This window comes from Pseudogemmobacter sp. TB195 (genome assembly GCF_058313095.1).
In genome coordinates this window covers 119,705-136,966 of sequence record NZ_JBZEGG010000012.1, presented here as the reverse complement: position 1 = coordinate 136,966, position 17,262 = coordinate 119,705, and the positions used below count along the sequence as shown (strand labels likewise).

Below are 17,262 nucleotides of genomic sequence, written 5' to 3'. Positions count from 1 at the left end.
CAAGAATTCAGAGACGAACAAGCGGGTGTTGCAAGGTTCACTGCGGTGCGATCTTGATAACCCCCTGTTTCGTCGACGCCATCTTCTCTGATATCAGGCAAGCAAGCCATGACGGGCACACGCATTTGCACTGTCGGGTTCAGGCATGAAGCGATCACTCAGATTACCCAGTCGAGAGTTGGCTGCGGAAATTTGAACAGCCGGGATAAGTGGGTTTTCCGAGCAACAGCGGCATGATGCTGCGAGCGAGGAGAAGATCATGGGCAGACCACCGCGCCGGAACCACAGCCCGGCATTCAAGGCGAAAGTGGCAGTTGTCGCGATCCCGGGCGAGAAAACTTTGATCGCGTCGGCGCAGGATTTCAATGTGCACCCGAACCATATCAAGCAGTGGCGTGACCAGTTGCATGAGGGCGCGACCGCGGAGTTCGGAGAGGCTCGGAAGGACGAGCCGGAGCCGACCATCGATGTGAAGACCCTGCTTGCCAAGATCGGGGAGTTGACGCTGGAGAACGATTTTTTGTCCGGCGCGTTCGGCAATGCGGGTCTGTTGCCGAGCACAAAAAGATGATCGATCCCACCGCCAAGCTGGGCGTCAGCCGCCAGACCATTGTGCTGGGGATCAGCCGGAGCAGCATCTGTTACCAGCCCCGCCCAGCCTCGGATGCCGATCTGAAGCTGAGGCAGCGGATCGACAAGCTGAACATGGAATTCCCGTTCGCGGGGAGCCGGATGTTGCAGGGAGTGCTGGTCAAGGAAGGGTTCAAGGTTGGACCGCTGCACGTTGCCACGCTGATGAAGCGCATGGGGATCAGCAGAAAGCTTCGGCGGCACAGCTGCACGGACCGGGCGCGGCTACGGCGGATGCCGGGGCCGGAGTCGCGGCGAAAAGCGGCGATGCTCTTAAGGTCGGGAGCGAGCCGGGGTGTCAACCACGTCAAATCAACGTTGCGGCTGGCCGCGCCAGCAGCCTCTTTCGTGACGATGTAATTGCTGCCGCGCAGCACCTGTTTCGCGTTGCCGACCGACCACGTCATGATCGGCTGACGGCGCGCGCATGGATGAGCCAGCGCACACGATCACGGTCAAGGACCGGCTTGCGCATATGCAGGCCGATCTCGCAGCGCCGCCGTTCGGCCCGGAGCACGAGCCGAAGGCCCGCAAGGTCGCCGAACTGCTGCGCGAATATGGCCTCTGGGATGATCGGGAATTCGTGACGCTCTCGATCGACGGAGCGGAATTCGTGATCGTCGACGTCGGCATGCGGATGCTGACCCCGCGCGAGCTGTTCCGCGCGCAGGGCTTCCCCGACGACTACGTGATTGAGGGTGTCTGGGAAGGGCTGGAGACCGAAGAGCTGTCCTTCCGACCCTTCGCAAAGGACGTGCAGGTCAGCTGCTGCGGCAACAGCGTTTGCCCGCCGCTGGCCGAGGCCCTGGTCAGGGCGAACTGCGCCCATCTGAAGGTGAGGGAGGAAGCGGCATGAGCAGCCAGCCTAGCATGATGATAGCCGTGGATCAGGCAGTGATGCAAAAGCTGCTGGATGAAATGGCAGCCCTGCGTCGCGCTGTCGAACGGGTTAACATGACCCCTAAGTCAGAGTGGATCACGGTCAGAGAATGCGCCGAGCTATTGGGCAGAAAACCCAAGACCATCCGGGAATGGGTGCGCGATGGGAAAATTGAAAGCCGCAGGCAGGGCACTGTCTTGATGGTTAAATCAAATTAGGTGAAACTCCATTGTTAACCATCGCTTTTTTGGATAACTTATTGCGATTTCCTAAGATGTAATTTGCGCCCGTCACGGCCCGCTCATTGTGACCGGCCCAAATCAAATAGTATAGTGGATGACCTCTGGTATTCTTGATGAGCGCAGGACCCTCAACAAATCGAAAAACTTGCCTCAGCTTTTCCAAATATATGTCTTTAAGAATTTCCGGGGTGTTTTGCGCTTTATAGATATCGCCACCAAAGAATCCCTCCCTGCGCAGATATACCTTTGATATCCAGTCATCACCTCCAATAACCTTGCTAACCGCCGACTCCCAGTCCGGCCTTCTCTCATTAGGATTGACGGATATCATCCTGTTCAACGCCATATGAGACGGGAAATTGATGATTACTTCAAATGTTCCCAAACCAGCAATACCAGATACTGTCTTCCAGTCGAGTTGGGGGCCGTAAGGATCCAGAAACGCCACGCCTCGGATATTCTTCTTGCCCTGCATCTTCTTCACTGCATCGGCAATTATAGAATTAGCGTCACCCATCCGAACGTCGATGTGTTTATTTGGATAGCTCTTTTTCAGATCCTCGAGAAGCTCAACACGCCTATCGTCTAGGTCAAAAAAATAATGATAGTCGAAGCCATTCTCGATCTTGAGCGCCCGGTGCGGTGACCCCAGAACTATACGCTGCAGATCGCCAGCATCCTCGGGTGCCATATCCAGCTCTGGCCAAGAAATTGAGGTTGACGCTTGGCCGGATCGAATTTTGGCCGTCGGCGCCCCCGCAAAGGCATCTATGAAAACCCGTTTGAAACTCTGACGGCGAAGTGCCATGCAATAAAATTCAAGATAGTCAGATAGGTGCGTCAGCTTCTCCTCAGCCCACGGGCCGACTGTGTTCTCATTGTGGTCTTTTTTCATGTGTTGCCGCTAGAATTTCCTTGGGGACTATGGCCCAAGGAAAACCATTCCATTCGACACCGTCAAGGATTCTCCCGCCGGACTTGGGACGAGCTCCGCCCCACTGCTTGAAGAAGAACGCCACCGCGTCCCTGGCACATACATCTCGGATCTCAACAGCCCATTCTTTCTCCATGGGTCTCGCACCTGGGCCGCTCTCTCCTCCAACTATAGCCCACGCAATTCCAGAGAGGTCGACATTTCCAACTCCTGCCAGCAGTGGCTCAAATGAGATAAATCTGGCGTCGGAATTTATTTCTTTCAGATGCTTAATTCTATTTGAATGTGCCGCATCCTCCACTGAAACCCCTAGCCAAATGTGACTTGGCACCTTACCCCCATCATATCTTTCTTTGATGTACTTCCGCATCAACGAGCTACGTTTCGTTAGAACTTGGTAAACATGCCAGTTAGCGGCCTCCATCACATCAAATACTTTATCGACGTACTCCTTCGGAATTTCCTTATGGAAAAGATCACTCATGGAATTAACGAATATCATTCGAGGCTTTTTCCAGAGGGCTGGCTGTTTGAGCCTTCCAGGCCATAAAGCCAGATCAAACCCCTGCCCATATGGATGATCAGGTATACCGCGCCACCGCTCAGCAAATCGTTCAGCATAGCAGTTGTCACAACCCGGACCTATTTTTGTGCAACCCGTAACCGGATTCCACGTTGCATCGGTCCATTCGATCTGAGTTTTCTGCGCCATGAATTGAGCCCTCAATTTTCTCGCCGATGCTAACACAATTCAGCACATCAATCCCGAGAAAAATCATCATAAGTCTAGTCGAGACGCTTCGCGAGCTCTTCCGCCGTTTCGTTATAGTAGACCTGCAACATCCGCAGATCTGAGTGCCCGACCATACGGGCCAGCGCCAGCACATCGAGCTTCTTCGATAGACGTGTAATCGCCGTGTGCCGGCTATCGTGGAAGGTAAGCCCTTCAGCCTTTGCGCGGTCCCGTATCTTTCTCCATAACGCATCAAGTTGTGTGCCATCGAGCCCAAACACCGGAGCCATCTTCGGCAACGCTCCTAGGAGCCGCACAGCTTCGGAAGAGAGAGGCACATCGCGAGCTCGGCCATTCTTCGTGTGCGTGAGCCTTGCGACCTTGCGATCGATATCAACCCTGTCCCAGGTCAAGCCGACAATCTCGCCAGCTCGCATGCCAGTCTCGAGTGCGAAGCGGAAGGCGTGGTATGCCCTCGCCGTAGCAAGCGTCAGGTCTTGCCCTGCCGCATGAAGAAGGCGGACCTCCTCATTCGCGGTCACCAGCCTGTCGCGCGGCTGAGGCTTTGGCGGCTTCCTTACATCCGAAAGCGGGTTGCTGGAGATTGTGCCCCACTCCTTCCGCGCAACATTCAGAGCCGACGACATCAGTTGCATTTCGCGAATAACAGATCCAGGCGCCACCTGTTTCAACCGGCGTTCGCGCCACTCCGCAAAGTCAGAGGCTTTGAGAACAGCCAAGCGCACCTTGGCCAGGTCATCTTTGCGAAGCGCAGCGATGCGGATCGTCTCCCATCTCTCGCCACGCTTCTTGATTGACACTTCTTCTGCGTAGCGCTTCAGGAGGTCCCCGAAATCCCCATGATCTGCCGGGGCTTCCGCCTCATGCAAAATCATATACTCTTCGCGCGCCGCCCACTCTTTGGCAGCTGTCTTTGTTGGAAAAACCTTGGACAAACGGCGCCCCTGGCGGGCAACCTCGGCACGGTAGTTACCTGATGGGAGTTTTCTGAAGCTGGCCATTTACGCACGTGCGGTTTCAATGCGTAAGAGCATTGGGAAAACCCGGCAATATGGCAACCGATCACCAAACTCTGAAACGAAAAAACCCCCGGATTTCCCATAAACGGCGGGAAACCGGGGGTTCATCAAACTGATCTGGTGCGGATGAAAAGACTCGAACTTTCACTCCGGTTAAGGAACAGCGACCTCAACGCTGCGCGTCTACCAATTCCGCCACATCCGCACTTTCAGATCAGCTGGCGGGTATTTAGCTTTACTATCGGACGAAGGAAAGGGGTAATTTCAACTTTCTCAGGCCTGAGATGAACTTTCTTCGCGCCGATACTTTTTCAGCCTTTCCGAAGGGTTATCTCGGGATCATGCCCCGGCCCGACGCCTTGCCCCTGTCTTTGCAAGAACTGACGTCTGCGCCGCCAGCCGCTTGTTGCCTGCGCCACGTGGTTCATGGCAAAAGAGAGGTGTTGGGGCAGGCTGACTCCTGGCGTGCGCCCTGCCCGCCCGATGCGCGCCAACTGTCCCGTTTCTCACCCGCCAGAAGGCCCCTGTCGTGACCGAATGGACCCATATTCCCGGCCTTGCGCCCTATACCGAGACGCTTGCCCTAATGGAGGCGCGTGCCGGCGCCATTGCCGCCGGCGCAGCGGATGAGGCGGTCTGGCTGCTGGAACATCCGCCGCTCTATACTGCCGGCACTTCGGCGCGTCCGGCGGACCTGGTGCAACCCGACCGTTTTCCGGTCTTTGCGGCCGGGCGTGGCGGGCAATATACTTATCACGGGCCCGGGCAGCGGGTGATCTATACCATGCTCGATCTTAAGAAACGCGGCGGCCCGAATGGCGGCGATGTCCGCTGTTTCGTGCGCGCGCTGGAGCGTTGGGTGATTGACACGCTCGCGGAGTTTGGGGTGAAGGGCGAGATCCGCCCCGGCCGCGTCGGCGTCTGGGTCACGCGCCCCGACCGCCCGCCTGGCCCCGATGGCAGCCCGGCAGAGGATAAGATCGCGGCCATCGGCATCAAGATCCGGAGGGGTGTCAGCTTTCACGGCATCTCGATCAATGTCGAGCCGGATCTGTCGCATTTCACCGGCATCGTGCCCTGCGGCATCCAGGATCACGGGGTGACGAGCCTCGTCGATCTGGGACTGCCGGTCAGCCTGAACGACCTCGACGCGGCGCTGATGCGCCATTTCGAACCCGCCTTCGCCTTTGCCTGTGCCACCGCCTGACCAGAGCCCGGATAGGCCTCGCGTTCTGCAAGGCGGCATGATGCGCGCTTAACCCATGCCAGCGTTTCGCCCCCTGGCCGGGAACAATCATCACCGGGTTATCAACTGCAATTCCGATGGCTGCCCGCGGCAACCGGTCCCCCAGGTATTGCGGGTGCCGGTGCTCCGGCAAGGGATCGCGGCCGGATTTCCCGATATCGCCCCTGCCCCGGGCAGACACCAGAAGGGCCGCCCCGAAGGGCGGCCCTTTCATTTCGATCGCTTCACGCCGTCCGCTCAGTCGAGCATCGGCAGCAACTGGTCGATCGACTTTTTCGCATCGCCATAGAACATCCGCGTATTCTCTTTGTAGAACAGCGGATTTTCGATGCCGGAATAGCCGGTTCCCTGGCCGCGTTTCGACACAAACACCTGCCGCGCCTTCCAGACTTCCAGCACCGGCATGCCGGCGATGGGAGAATTCGGATCTTCCTGCGCCGCCGGGTTCACGATGTCATTCGAGCCAATCACGATCACCACGTCGGTCTCGGGGAAGTCCTCATTGATCTCGTCCATTTCGAGGACGATGTCATAAGGCACCTTCGCCTCGGCCAGCAGCACATTCATATGCCCCGGCAGACGGCCCGCGACCGGGTGAATGGCGAAACGCACATTCTTGCCACGGGCACGCAGCTTGCGGGTCAGCTCTGACACCGATTGCTGCGCCTGGGCCACCGCCATCCCGTAACCCGGCACGATGATCACCGAATCCGCGTCGTTCAGCGCGGAAGCCACTCCGTCGGCATCAATCGCCACCTGCTCACCAGAGATCTCCATCGCCGGCCCGGTGGTGCCACCGAAGCCGCCAAGGATCACCGAGATGAACGAGCGGTTCATCGCCTTACACATGATATAGCTCAGGATTGCCCCCGAAGAGCCGACCAGCGCGCCGACCACGATCAGCAGATCGTTCGACAGCGAGAAGCCGATCGCCGCCGCCGCCCAGCCGGAATAGCTGTTCAGCATCGAGACCACGACCGGCATATCCGCGCCGCCGATCCCCATGATCAGGTGGTATCCGATGAACAAAGCCGCCAGCGTCATCACCGCAAGCGCCCAGAACGAGCCCGTTTGCAGATAGACCACCAGCATCACCAGTGAGATCAGCGCGGCTGATGCGTTCAGAACATGGCCACCCGGCAGCTTCTTCGCCTTGCCATCGACGCGGCCCGCGAGCTTGCCAAAGGCAATCACCGATCCGGTAAAGGTCACCGCACCGATGAAGACGCCAAGGAAGGTCTCGACCCGCAGGATAGAGATCTCAGCCGCAGATTTACCGATCAGGGTCGCCACGAAACCCGAAGGAGGGGTCGCCGCCAGATCCTGCAAGGATTGCAGACCTGCCTCAGAGCCGAGGGCAAGATTCAGCAACGCCTCCGGATCCTGGGCGGCCCCAAGGAGCGCGCCAAGGCTCGCCATCTCGATATGGGTGTTGAAGCCGATAAACACCGCCGCAAGACCGACAAGGCTGTGCATCGCTGCCACAAGCTGCGGCATTTCGGTCATCTGGACGCGGGTCGCGACCACATAGCCCGCCGCACCGCCAGCCGCGATCAGCAGCGCCGACAGCCACCAGAGACCGGCGCCGGGCCCGGCCAGCGTGGCGATAACCGCCAGCGCCATACCGGCGATCCCGTACCAGACGGCGCGTTTCGCGCTTTCCTGGTTCGAGAGCCCGCCAAGCGAGAGGATGAAAAGAACAGCCGCGACAACATAGGCGGCGGTGGTGAAACCAAGATGCATCTGTTTCCCCCTCCCTTACGACTTCTGGAACATGGCGAGCATGCGCCGTGTGACGAGGAAACCGCCGAAGATATTCACCCCGGCCATCAGGACAGACAGCGCCCCCAGAACAATCACCAGCCAGTTGCCCGAGCCGATCTGCAACAAAGCGCCAAGGATGATGATCGACGAGATCGCATTGGTGATCGCCATCAGGGGCGTGTGCAGCGAATGCGCCACATTCCAGATCACCTGGAACCCGATGAAGCACGAAAGCACAAAGACGATAAAATGCGACATGAAGCTTGCGGGCGCATAAAGCCCTGCCAGCAGCAGAAGCCCGCCGCCCACGGCAAGAAGCGTGAACTGGTTGCGGGTTTGTGCTTTGAACGCAGCCACTTCTGCGGCGCGCTTCTCTTCCGCTGTGAGCTCTTTCGCAGCTTCTTTCGGCTTTTGCACCGCGATGGCCGCAATTTTCGGCGGCGGCGGCGGGAAGGTGATCTCGCCTGCCTTTGCAACGGTCGCGCCACGGATCACGTCATCTTCCATATTATGGTTGATGACCCCATCCTTGCCCGGCGTAAGGTCGGCCAGCATGTGACGGATATTGTTGGAATAAAGGTTCGATGCCTGGGTCGCCATACGCGATGGGAAATCGGTATAGCCCACAATCGTCACGCCATTGGCGGTGACGATCTTCTGGTCGGTAACCGTCAGATCGCAATTGCCACCACGTTCCGCTGCAAGGTCGATGATGACCGAGCCGCGCTTCATCAGCCCGACCATGTCTTCGGTCCAGAGCTTCGGCGCCGGACGGCCCGGGATCAGCGCGGTGGTGATGACAATGTCGATCTCCGGTGCGAGTTCGCGGAATTTCTTCAGCTGCGCGTCGCGGAATTCCGGCGAAGACGGCGCCGCATAGCCCCCGGTCGCAGCCCCATCGGTCTGCGCTTCGGTGAAATCAAGATAGACGAATTCGGCGCCCATCGAATTGATCTGCTCTGCCACTTCCGGGCGCACGTCGAACGCATAGGTGATCGCGCCGAGCGAGACCGAGGCCCCAATCGCGGCGAGGCCGGCCACGCCCGCTCCAACCACCAGCACTTTCGCCGGCGGCACCTTGCCCGCCGCCGTCACCTGGCCGGTGAAGAAGCGCGGGAAGTTGTTCGCAGCCTCGATCACCGCGCGGTAGCCGGCGATATTGGCCATGGAAGACAGCGCATCCATCTTCTGGGCGCGGCTGATCCGGGGAACCATATCCATCGCGACGGCAGTGACGCCCTTCGCTTTGGCCTGTTCCAGCAGCTCGGGATTCTGTGCCGGCCAGAAGAACGAGATCACCGTCTCGCCCTCATGCAGCAGGTCAAGTTCGGCCGGTTCCGGCCCGCGCACTTTGACGACCACATCCGACGCATCCGCCACCGCTTGCGCCGAAGGCAGCACGGCGACACCTGCGGCCTCATAGGCCTCATCGGTGAACCCCGCATTGGTCCCGGCACCAGTCTCAATCAGACAGTCGTGACCCAGCTTCTGCAGCTGCAACGCGGAATCCGGGGTCATCGCGACCCGGTTCTCTCCCGCGAAAATCTCTTTCAAGGCACCAATTTTCAAAGTGCGTTCTCCCCCTTCTTCTGAGCAGGCGCAGTCCCAATAGCATCCGGCAATAAAATTACAATCCATACTTTTGACTTGCAATTTTGTTGCGCGACATTGTGACGCAGGATCACGAAAGCGTAATCTGAGGCGGACTTTTCCCTTACCCGGCGGAAAGTGCAAGCGCTTTACGACGCTTTGGGAGGGAAAAACGCCCCATCCGTTCGGGCAGGTTTCGCCGCTAGCGCTAACAGGTGCCGAATGGCCCCATCGGGTCCCGCCACCCCAGCCTGATCCCGGATTTCAGCCCCTGTCCTCTGCGGGTCACTGGCATATTTGCCCCCGACATGCGAGACCGGAACAGGCAGATGGGAGAAACGCCGGTGCGCACTGATTTCAAAGCAACCAGGGCCATGTTCGACCTTCCCGAGGGGGTGGTCTATCTGGATGGCAATTCGCTCGGGCCGCTGCCGAAAGCGGTCGCGGCGCGGGTGGCTGAAACGGTAACTGCCGAATGGGGCCAGATGCTGATCCGCGCCTGGAATGAGGCGAAATGGATGGAGATGCCATCACGCATCGGCGATCGCGTCGGGCGCCTGATTGGCGCCGAGCCGGGCTCGGTTGTGATGGGTGATACGCTGTCGATCAAGGTCTGGCAGGCGCTGGCCGCAGGCTTGGATATGGTGCCTGACCGGCGGGTGATCCTGTCGGATACCGGCAATTTCCCCTCTGATCTCTATATTGCCCAGGGACTGACCGGGATGCTCGGGCCGGAATACAGCCTGAAGACGGTTGCGCCCGAGCAGGTCGCAGGTGCCATCGATGAGACGATTGCGGTCGTGATGATCACCGAGACCGATTACCGCACCGGGCGGCGCCATAACATGGCCGAGCTTGCGCGGATCGCGCATGAAAAGGGCGCGCTGCTGGTCTGGGATCTGGCACATTCCGCCGGCGCTTTCCCGGTGGAACTCGCCCGGGATGGCGCCGATTTCGCGGTCGGCTGCACCTATAAATACCTCAATTCCGGCCCTGGCGGCCCGGCCTTTATCTATGTTGCCCCCCGCCATCAGGCGCGCGCCCGCCCGGGGCTTTCGGGCTGGATGGGTCACGAATCGCCTTTCGCCTTTGACCTCGATTACCGCCCCGGCCAGGGGATCGAGCGGATGCGCGTCGGCACGCCGCCGATCCTCCAGCTTGCCGCGCTGGATGCGGCGCTGGATGTCTGGGAGGGGGTCGATCCTGAGGACCTGCGCCGGGTCTCGCTGGAATTGCAGGACCAGTTCATTGCGGGTGTCGAGGCCGCCTGCCCCGAGCTGAGCCTCGCCACGCCCCGCGATCACGCGATGCGCAGCAGCCAGGTCAGTTTCCGCCATGCCGAGGGCTATGCGATCATGCAGGCGCTGATCGCCGAAGGGGTGATCGGCGATTTTCGCGCCCCTGACATCCTGCGATTCGGCTTCACGCCGCTCTACATCGACCAGAATGACGTGGCGCGGGCGATTGAAATCCTTGCCCGCATCATGGCAGAGCGCCGCTGGGACCGTCCGGAATTCCGCATTCGCGCCAAGGTGACCTGAGGTCATCTGCACCCGGATCCGGCGCTGCCGGGCGTAAAAGAATACCAGACGCAGGAAATTTGGCCGGGAACCCGGCTTTTTCTCACGTTTCCGTGTTCACATCAGAGTGTCCCGCCCATCAGGGGACTTGACCTGCGGGCCTTGCTCCCCCACTGAAAAGCGAAGGAAATCAGTCGGCCCCTAAGTCGGGTCCGGATGAAAGATCCGTGTGAAAATTTATTGCGAGATCCAGATGCGAATGACCGGTTTCGTCGCCCCGCTGCGCGGTATCGCGACCAGCCCCGCCAAAGCCGTGCTGCTTGCGGCCATGCTGCTTTCGGCCTGTGTCGATACGATGACCAGCACCGACGCCAAAGACCAGCCCGCAGCCCAGCTTATTGAGCAACCCGAGATCAGCACGGATCCCACGATCTATGCCGCGCGCTCTGACGGGACCTTCACCGTTCCGGGCCTGCCGGTCGAGCAGATCCCCGCGGCCTATCGCCGCCAGGTCGTCGATTACCCGACCGATCTCGCGCCGGGTACGATCGTGATCGACCCGACGCCGCGCTTCCTTTACTATGTGCTCGGCAAGAACAAGGCGCTGCGCTATGGCATCGCCGTGGGCGCCGAGGGCTTTGGCTGGTCGGGCGAATCCATCGTCGCGAACAAGCGGCAATGGCCGACCTGGACGCCGCCGGCCGAGATGATCGCCCGCAAACCCTCGCTTGAGAAATGGCGCAATGGCCAGCCGGGCGGTCCGACCAACCCGCTGGGCTCGCGCGCGATCTACCTGACCTCGGGCGGCCGCGATTATGGCTACCGCATCCATGGCACCCCGGAATGGAAATCGATCGGCCGCAATGCCTCTTCGGGCTGTTTCCGCATGATCAACCAGGATGTGATGGACCTTTATGAGCGTGTCAAAGGCGGCGAGCGGGTGATCACCCTGACCTCGACCGGCGCGATGCCGACCGGTCTGAACATCCCCAAACCGGTGGCCCCGAAAAAACCGGCTGAGCCAAAGAAGCCGGCGGCAACGCCTGCCGTGCTGCCGATGATCGGCCCGGCATTTCCCGGCGCAGCTGCGCCGGCGGCACCAGATGCTGCAACGCCTGCGGCCGCGACCGCTCCGGTGGTGCCCGCGGATACCTTCACCGTGACCGAGCCCGCTGCACCTGCCGCTCCGGCAGCGCCGCAGCCGGCGGCCAGCGAGGCGCCAGCCGCTTCGGCTCCGGCGGTTGTGACGCCTGCGCCCGCTACACCGGCGGCTCCGGCCTGTACCGGCACCGATTGCCCGGCTAACTGAGACAAGGTTACATGGTCTGGCCACGCGCCAGACCTCATCAGACGCAAAAGGCCGCCTCTCGGGGCGGCCTTTTTCATATGTGGCAGCCGGCAGGTTCTGCCGGGCCCGGTTTTACCTGAGCCAGGTCTCGTAATCGCTGACCAGCAGATGCGTCGGTGCGACATCTTCCTCGATCTCGGCAAACCGGCCAATCGGCTCGCGGAAGATATTGTCGGTGAGATCGTCATTCACCGTCGAGACCTCGCCGATCAGCACATCGCCGCCCTCGCCCCAGAACGAATGCCAGTCGCCCGGCATCAGCGTGACCGATTCTCCTGGCGCAAGCCGCAGTTTATCGCCGGGATTATAGGGCCGTTCTACCCCGTCACAGCGCACAACCCCGCCACGATCCGCAGCATAGGCGCCGGTGTCATCGCTGCCAAACAGCTCGACCACCAGCGTAGCACCGCCCCGGTTGATGATATCTTCGGCCTTGATGACATGGGTATGCATCGGCGAGATCTGATCCTGGCGCGAGATCAGCAGCTTTTCCGCATAGCACATGCCGCCACCGCGCTGCAGATCTGCGAGCTCGCCATTGCGCAGCGTGAAGAGGAAAAGCCCGAGCTCGTCAAACCGACCCTCGCCGTAATCGGTGATATCCCAGCCGCAGCGCCCGGCAATGAGCCGCGAGGCATTGTCCTTGCGGGCGCGGAACTCATCCGGGCTCCAGCGGGCGAAGGGCGGCAGGACAAAGCCGTAATGGCGGATCATTTCATCCGCTGCCGCCATGATCTCATTGATACGCGAACGCTTCATCTTCCCTCCGCTCTCGCCCTGATGCGGCGCGGTCGGCGCAAAACCGGCGCCAGCCGCTCCGTTTGCGCTAACCTAGCGGTGGAAGCTCTGGCGGAAAAGCGGCATTGTGCAAGCCGCATTCCAAACCGTCAGCGCCGTAACCGCGATCAGCCCGGGCAACCGGCTCAGGCGGCCCCGGCTGCCAACGGGCGCCGCCCCGAGGCCCAGGCGCGCGCGGCCTGGCCAAATGCCTCGAACAGGGGCCGCGATACAGGGTCTTCGCCCGCCTGCCATTCGGGATGCCATTGCACCGAAAGCGTGAAGCCCTGCGCGCCCTCGACATAGAGGGCTTCGGGTGTGCCATCCGGCGCGTGACCGTCGATCACGATGCGCTTGCCGGCGCGGTTGATGCCCTGGCCATGCAATGAATTGGTCATCACCTCTGACGCCCCGAGCACCCGATGGAACACGCCGCCTTCGGTAAAGCGCACCGGGTGACGCAGGGCGAATTTCTCCTCCAGCGTGCCTTCAGGCGGCATACGGTGGTTCATCCGCCCCGGCAGGTCGCGGATCTCGGGGAAAAGGCTGCCGCCCATCGCGACATTGACCTCCTGAAAACCACGGCAGATGCCGAAGACCGGCTGGCCACGTTCGACGCAGGCCCGGATCAGCGGCAGGGTGATCGCATCGCGCGCGCGGTCGAAATCACCATGCGCCGGGGTCTCGTCCTCGCCATATTCAGACGGGTGCACATTCGGGCGGCCGCCGGTCAGCAAAAAGCCATCGCATTGTTCCAGCAGATCCTCGACCCGCGCAAGACGCGGATCGGTCGGCACGATCAGCGGCAGCACACCTGACACCTGGGCCAGCGCCTCTGTATTGATCACGCCACTGCCATGGACCTCATATCGCCCGTCGACGTGATGCGAATTGGCGATCACGCCAATCAGGGGCCGGCGGCCTGTGGCGCGGGAACCGGGGTCGGGAACGGGCTGCAGGCGGGACATGACTCAATCCAATAGGACGCTATGGGAGGCAAGATAGCGACACGGCGCGGCGGATTGAACCTCTCTCAGCTGCACAATGAACCGGCCTGCCCTGCACAGTGCCGGAATTCCGGACCCATGCCCGGAAATCCGGCAGCGGGGCCGAAGCCTGTGTCAGGTCGTCCCGCCGCTCACCCGAGCGTGACTTGCCTTCCCCCTGCTGGAAGGCCGCATGACCTCCCTGTCACACCGCAATTTTGTCCACAGGAGAACGCCAGATGTTCAAACTTCCCGCCCTTGCCGCGCTGTCGATGGTGCTTGTGGCCTCGCTTGCAGCCCCTGCCGGGGCCGAAGAGCTGCCGGCGATGGACCATTCCGCCCATAGTGCCGCGCCCGCCGCTTCGGAGGTTCCCGCCTCCACCGCAGCCTATGAGGCGGCGGCAACGAAAATGCATGGCGATATGACCATAGACTACAGCGGCAATGCGGATGTGGATTTCGTGCGCGGCATGATCCCACATCACGAGGGCGCGGTCGAGATGGCGCGGGTGGTGCTGGAATATGGCTCCGACCCCGAACTGCGCAAACTGGCCGAAGAGATCATCGCGGCCCAGGAAAGCGAGATCGCCTGGATGCAGGCCTGGCTGGAAAAGAACGCGCCCGCCGAATAAGGGCGCATCCCTGCCCCCCGCCAGGGCGTGGCGGGCCTGAACCGCCCCCCCCCTCTTGCCGTGAAACGCTGGCGGTAAAATAGCCGCGCGCCACTGCCATGCTGCCGCCCCGATCCGGTCGCGGATCGGGGCCTGAGGGCGTTCCCGCCACGCGGGGATATGCCGATCCGGCTTGTTCCTTCCGTCTTCCCCCTTGCGGCGCGGCCCGGCAAGGACAAGATCCGGGTCTGACCCAATCCCAGGCGCATCCTCCTGCCACAGCGCCCCAGCCCCGAGAGTGCCGCCGGCGTGGACAACGAATGTAGCCCTGCACGACCCGCGGTAATTTCCCCGCCGGATACGGCATCCCAAAGCGCAAGGCCGGCCGGGCTGAGCGCCATGCTCACCGCGCTCGCCGAAGACCACAGCCGCGAGCGGGTGGCGATTGGTGACATGCTCGACCTGATGCGCGCCCGGGCCTTTGGCGCGCTGCTGCTGATCTTTGCCTTTCCCAATATCCTGCCATCCCCGCCAGGCCTAGCCGGCGTGCTGGGATTACCGCTGATCTTTCTGGCGGCGCAGATGATGCTGGGCCAGGCACCCTGGCTGCCGCAATTCATCGCAAAGCGCTCGATGTCGCGCGAGGTCTTTGCCACGATGGTGACGAAGATCCTGCCCTGGATCAGACGCGCCGAATCCCTCATGCATCCCCGGTTTGAGGCCATGGCCGGCGCCCGCGCGCAGCGGGTGCTTGGCCTGATCTGCCTGATCCTTGCCATCGCACTGGCACTGCCGGTGCCCTTTGCCAACCTGGCACCGGCTGCCGCCATTTCGGTCATCGGCCTTGGCATTTTGCAGCGTGACGGGCTCTGGATCGGGATAGGCCTTGTCGGCGCGGCTGGCGCGCTGGCCTGGGTCGCAGGGCTTGGCTATGCGCTGCTGCGCTCGCTGATCTTTGTGGTCGACAATGCCTTCTGACCGCGCCGCCTGGACCAGCGAGGCTTGAGCGGCCCCGCCCTCTGGGCTAAACCTCCAGGACGGATGCGCGCTGCCAGACGCCGCAAACGGCAATTGAGAGGCACCGCCCCATGACCCCCGTTCCAGAGCAGATCGCCCCCGGGCAGGTCGTCCCCGCCGCTGCCCATAGCCTTGACGTTCCGATGCCGGCGGTGGTGCCGCCGGAACAGCGCGACCAGCTCTTTCGCCGCTTCTGGCGCGATTTCCTGAAACGCCGCGCCGGGCTGATGCTGCTGGCCCTGCTGGTCTCGGCGCTGGAAGGCTCGACGCTCGGCCTGCTTTCGGCGACGCTTGAGCCGCTGTTTGACGATGTTTTCGCCTCGCGTTCCGAAACGGCGCTGATCTGGGTCGGGCTGGGCATCCTTGCGCTCTTCCTCTTCCGGGCGCTGACCTCGATCCTCGGGCGCTGGCTGCTGGCTCTGGTGAATTTCACCAATGCGACCGAGATGCAGGTCGCGCTTGTGCGCCATTTGCTGACGCTGGACGGCAATTTCTACCAGAAAAACCCGCCCGGATCGCTGATCGAGCGTGTTCAGGGCGACACAATCGCAGCCCAGACCACGACGCAGCTGGTGATCGCCGGGATCGGGCGCGACCTCGTCTCGCTGATCGGGCTTTTTGTTGTGGCGCTGATGATCGATGTGCAATGGACGCTGGTCGCTTTGATCGGCACACCGCTTTTGCTGCTGCCCGCCATGGCGCTGCAACGCTATGTCCGGCGCAAGACACGTCAGATGCGGGTCGAATCCGGGCTGCGCGCCACGCGGCTCGACGAAATCTTCCACGGCATCCAGCAGGTCAAGCTGAACCGGATGGAAGATTACCAGACCAGCCGTTTTTCGGGCATCGTCAACCGGATCCGCCGCGCCGAGATCAAATCGACGCTGGGGCGGTCCACCATGCCGGCGCTGGTCGATATCGTCACCGGGATCGGCTTTTTCGCAGTGCTGATCTTTGGCGGGACGCAAGTGGTCGAGGGCACCCGCACCACTGGCGAATTCATGGCCTTTTTCACCGCGATGGCCCTGACCTTCCAGCCGATCCGCAAACTTTCGGAGATCGCGGGGCAGCGCCAGATCGCGCTGGCCTCTCTGGAACGGATCTACGGGCTTTTCGACACCGAGCCGAATACCAGCCGCCCCACGGTCAGCCGCGCCCTGCCCGAGGCCCTGCCGCCCGAGATCCGGCTGGAAAATGTTAGCTTCGGCTATGAAGAGACACCGGTCCTGAACGGGCTGAGCTTTACCGCCAAAGCCGGCCGCGTCACCGCGCTGGTCGGCGCGTCGGGGGCGGGAAAATCGACCATCTTCCACCTTCTGACCGCACTGGCCGACCCGCAGCAGGGCCGCATCCTGATCGGCGGCGCCGATGCCAGTGGCATGAGCCTGACCGATCAGCGCAGTCTCATTGCCGCCGTCAGCCAGGAGGCCGCGCTCTTTGACGAGACGCTGCGCGAGAACCTGATCCTTGGCCGCAACGGCATCTCCGAGACCCGGCTTGACCATGTGCTTGATGACGCCAGGGTAAGCGAATTCCTCGCCCGGCTGCCCGATGGGCTCGACAGCCTCGCCGGCCCGCGCGGCTCGGCGCTCTCGGGCGGACAACGCCAGCGGGTCGCGATAGCGCGCGCGCTGCTCGCGGATGCACCGATCCTGCTGCTGGATGAGGCAACCTCGGCGCTGGACACCGCATCCGAGCGCGCGGTGACCGGGGCGCTCGCGCGGGCCCAGGCCGGGCGCACGACGCTGGTGATCGCGCATCGCCTCGCCACGGTGCGCGAGGCCGATCATATCGTGGTGCTCGACCAGGGTCGCGTGATCGAGGAAGGCACCCATGACGCGCTGATCGCCGCCGGCGGCCAATATGCGCGGCTCTATGCGCTGCAATTTCGCGACTGACCGGCGCCCGCGCCCTTTCCGCGCCAGCCCGCAAGCCCCATATTGA

The 17,262-nt window shown here is 61.6% G+C and carries 15 protein-coding genes, 1 tRNA gene and 1 pseudogene; 9 read left to right on the top strand and 8 right to left on the bottom strand.

Annotation, left to right across the window (positions count from 1 at the left end):
• Positions 1-259: 259 nt before the first annotated feature.
• The 3 genes and pseudogenes from AC4FS3_RS13955 to AC4FS3_RS13945 all read left to right on the top strand — a co-directional run.
• Positions 260-831 (top strand): annotated as a pseudogene (locus tag AC4FS3_RS13955) (transposase family protein); the annotation flags it as partial.
• 226 nt (positions 832-1,057) lie between these two features.
• Positions 1,058-1,486, top strand: coding sequence for a DNA cytosine methyltransferase (locus AC4FS3_RS13950; protein WP_491021067.1), 429 nt, complete (start codon positions 1,058-1,060; stop codon positions 1,484-1,486).
• Positions 1,483-1,728, top strand: a complete 246-nt coding sequence (locus AC4FS3_RS13945; RefSeq protein ID WP_491021066.1) for a helix-turn-helix domain-containing protein — start codon at positions 1,483-1,485, stop codon at positions 1,726-1,728. The genes AC4FS3_RS13950 and AC4FS3_RS13945 overlap by 4 nt, the downstream gene beginning before the upstream one ends.
• Here AC4FS3_RS13945 and tcmP read toward each other — a convergent pair.
• The 4 genes from tcmP to AC4FS3_RS13925 all read right to left on the bottom strand — a co-directional run bounded on the left by tcmP (position 1,715) and on the right by AC4FS3_RS13925 (position 4,664).
• Positions 1,715-2,647: a three-Cys-motif partner protein TcmP gene (gene tcmP / locus AC4FS3_RS13940; protein ID WP_491021065.1), complete on the bottom strand. Its 933-nt coding sequence runs from the start codon at positions 2,645-2,647 to the stop codon at positions 1,715-1,717. The genes AC4FS3_RS13945 and tcmP overlap by 14 nt on opposite strands.
• Positions 2,628-3,398 (bottom strand): DUF5131 family protein, encoded by a 771-nt coding sequence (locus tag AC4FS3_RS13935; RefSeq protein ID WP_491021064.1) that lies wholly within the window; start codon positions 3,396-3,398, stop codon positions 2,628-2,630. Before AC4FS3_RS13935 ends, tcmP begins: the two co-directional genes overlap by 20 nt.
• 74 nt (positions 3,399-3,472) lie before the next feature.
• On the bottom strand, positions 3,473-4,441 hold the full coding sequence (locus AC4FS3_RS13930) for a tyrosine-type recombinase/integrase (protein WP_491021063.1): 969 nt from the start codon (positions 4,439-4,441) through the stop codon (positions 3,473-3,475).
• A 136-nt stretch (positions 4,442-4,577) separates the two neighbouring features.
• Positions 4,578-4,664 (bottom strand) — tRNA-Leu (locus AC4FS3_RS13925).
• A gap of 324 nt (positions 4,665-4,988) precedes the next feature.
• Between AC4FS3_RS13925 and lipB the strand changes: the two genes are divergently transcribed.
• Entirely contained in the window at positions 4,989-5,666 is a 678-nt protein-coding gene (lipB, locus tag AC4FS3_RS13920) for a lipoyl(octanoyl) transferase LipB (RefSeq protein WP_491021062.1), read from the top strand.
• Between the two features lie 276 nt (positions 5,667-5,942).
• On the opposite strand, the gene AC4FS3_RS13915 is transcribed toward lipB, so the two are convergent.
• Entirely contained in the window at positions 5,943-7,448 is a 1,506-nt protein-coding gene (locus tag AC4FS3_RS13915) for an NAD(P)(+) transhydrogenase (Re/Si-specific) subunit beta (RefSeq protein ID WP_491021061.1), read from the bottom strand.
• Between the two features lie 15 nt (positions 7,449-7,463).
• Positions 7,464-9,038: a Re/Si-specific NAD(P)(+) transhydrogenase subunit alpha gene (locus AC4FS3_RS13910; protein ID WP_491021060.1), complete on the bottom strand. Its 1,575-nt coding sequence runs from the start codon at positions 9,036-9,038 to the stop codon at positions 7,464-7,466.
• A 365-nt stretch (positions 9,039-9,403) separates the two neighbouring features.
• Here AC4FS3_RS13910 and kynU point away from each other — a divergent pair, with 365 nt between their 5' ends.
• Together kynU and AC4FS3_RS13900 are read left to right on the top strand one after the other, a co-directional pair.
• Positions 9,404-10,600, top strand: a complete 1,197-nt coding sequence (gene kynU, locus AC4FS3_RS13905; protein ID WP_491021059.1) for a kynureninase — start codon at positions 9,404-9,406, stop codon at positions 10,598-10,600.
• 208 nt (positions 10,601-10,808) lie between these two features.
• The gene (locus AC4FS3_RS13900; RefSeq protein WP_491021058.1) at positions 10,809-11,888 is read left to right on the top strand and encodes a L,D-transpeptidase; all 1,080 of its coding nucleotides are present in this window, start codon (positions 10,809-10,811) and stop codon (positions 11,886-11,888) included.
• A gap of 111 nt (positions 11,889-11,999) precedes the next feature.
• Here AC4FS3_RS13900 and AC4FS3_RS13895 read toward each other — a convergent pair whose 3' ends face one another.
• Together AC4FS3_RS13895 and AC4FS3_RS13890 are read right to left on the bottom strand one after the other, a co-directional pair.
• Positions 12,000-12,686 (bottom strand): D-lyxose/D-mannose family sugar isomerase, encoded by a 687-nt coding sequence (locus AC4FS3_RS13895; RefSeq protein ID WP_491021057.1) that lies wholly within the window; start codon positions 12,684-12,686, stop codon positions 12,000-12,002.
• Between the two features lie 164 nt (positions 12,687-12,850).
• Entirely contained in the window at positions 12,851-13,672 is an 822-nt protein-coding gene (locus tag AC4FS3_RS13890; RefSeq protein WP_491021056.1) for a gamma-glutamyl-gamma-aminobutyrate hydrolase family protein, read from the bottom strand.
• Positions 13,673-13,929: 257 nt separating this feature from the next.
• Between AC4FS3_RS13890 and copM the strand changes: the two genes are divergently transcribed.
• The 3 genes from copM to AC4FS3_RS13875 all read left to right on the top strand — a co-directional run bounded on the left by copM (position 13,930) and on the right by AC4FS3_RS13875 (position 17,216).
• Entirely contained in the window at positions 13,930-14,322 is a 393-nt protein-coding gene (copM, locus tag AC4FS3_RS13885; RefSeq protein WP_491021055.1) for a CopM family metallochaperone, read from the top strand.
• A gap of 378 nt (positions 14,323-14,700) precedes the next feature.
• Positions 14,701-15,279, top strand: a complete 579-nt coding sequence (locus AC4FS3_RS13880; RefSeq protein WP_491021054.1) for an exopolysaccharide biosynthesis protein — start codon at positions 14,701-14,703, stop codon at positions 15,277-15,279.
• Between the two features lie 182 nt (positions 15,280-15,461).
• A complete protein-coding gene (locus tag AC4FS3_RS13875; RefSeq protein ID WP_491021107.1) occupies positions 15,462-17,216 on the top strand; it encodes an ABC transporter ATP-binding protein in 1,755 nt (584 codons plus the stop codon).
• Positions 17,217-17,262: the final 46 nt, after the last annotated feature.

Bases quoted from the DNA above. Each gene is read 5' to 3' on its own strand.
- AC4FS3_RS13930 (WP_491021063.1), bottom strand. From the start codon at position 4,441: ATGGCCAGCTTCAGAAAACTCCCATCAGGTAACTACCGTGCCGAGGTT.
- AC4FS3_RS13895 (WP_491021057.1), bottom strand. From the start codon at position 12,686: ATGAAGCGTTCGCGTATCAATGAGATCATGGCGGCAGCGGATGAAATG.
- AC4FS3_RS13875 (WP_491021107.1), top strand. From the start codon at position 15,462: ATGCCGGCGGTGGTGCCGCCGGAACAGCGCGACCAGCTCTTTCGCCGC.
- copM (WP_491021055.1), top strand. From the start codon at position 13,930: ATGTTCAAACTTCCCGCCCTTGCCGCGCTGTCGATGGTGCTTGTGGCC.
- tcmP (WP_491021065.1), bottom strand. From the start codon at position 2,647: ATGAAAAAAGACCACAATGAGAACACAGTCGGCCCGTGGGCTGAGGAG.
- AC4FS3_RS13945 (WP_491021066.1), top strand. From the start codon at position 1,483: ATGAGCAGCCAGCCTAGCATGATGATAGCCGTGGATCAGGCAGTGATG.
- AC4FS3_RS13915 (WP_491021061.1), bottom strand. From the start codon at position 7,448: ATGCATCTTGGTTTCACCACCGCCGCCTATGTTGTCGCGGCTGTTCTT.
- AC4FS3_RS13935 (WP_491021064.1), bottom strand. From the start codon at position 3,398: ATGGCGCAGAAAACTCAGATCGAATGGACCGATGCAACGTGGAATCCG.
- AC4FS3_RS13890 (WP_491021056.1), bottom strand. From the start codon at position 13,672: ATGTCCCGCCTGCAGCCCGTTCCCGACCCCGGTTCCCGCGCCACAGGC.
- AC4FS3_RS13880 (WP_491021054.1), top strand. From the start codon at position 14,701: ATGCTCACCGCGCTCGCCGAAGACCACAGCCGCGAGCGGGTGGCGATT.
- AC4FS3_RS13950 (WP_491021067.1), top strand. From the start codon at position 1,058: ATGGATGAGCCAGCGCACACGATCACGGTCAAGGACCGGCTTGCGCAT.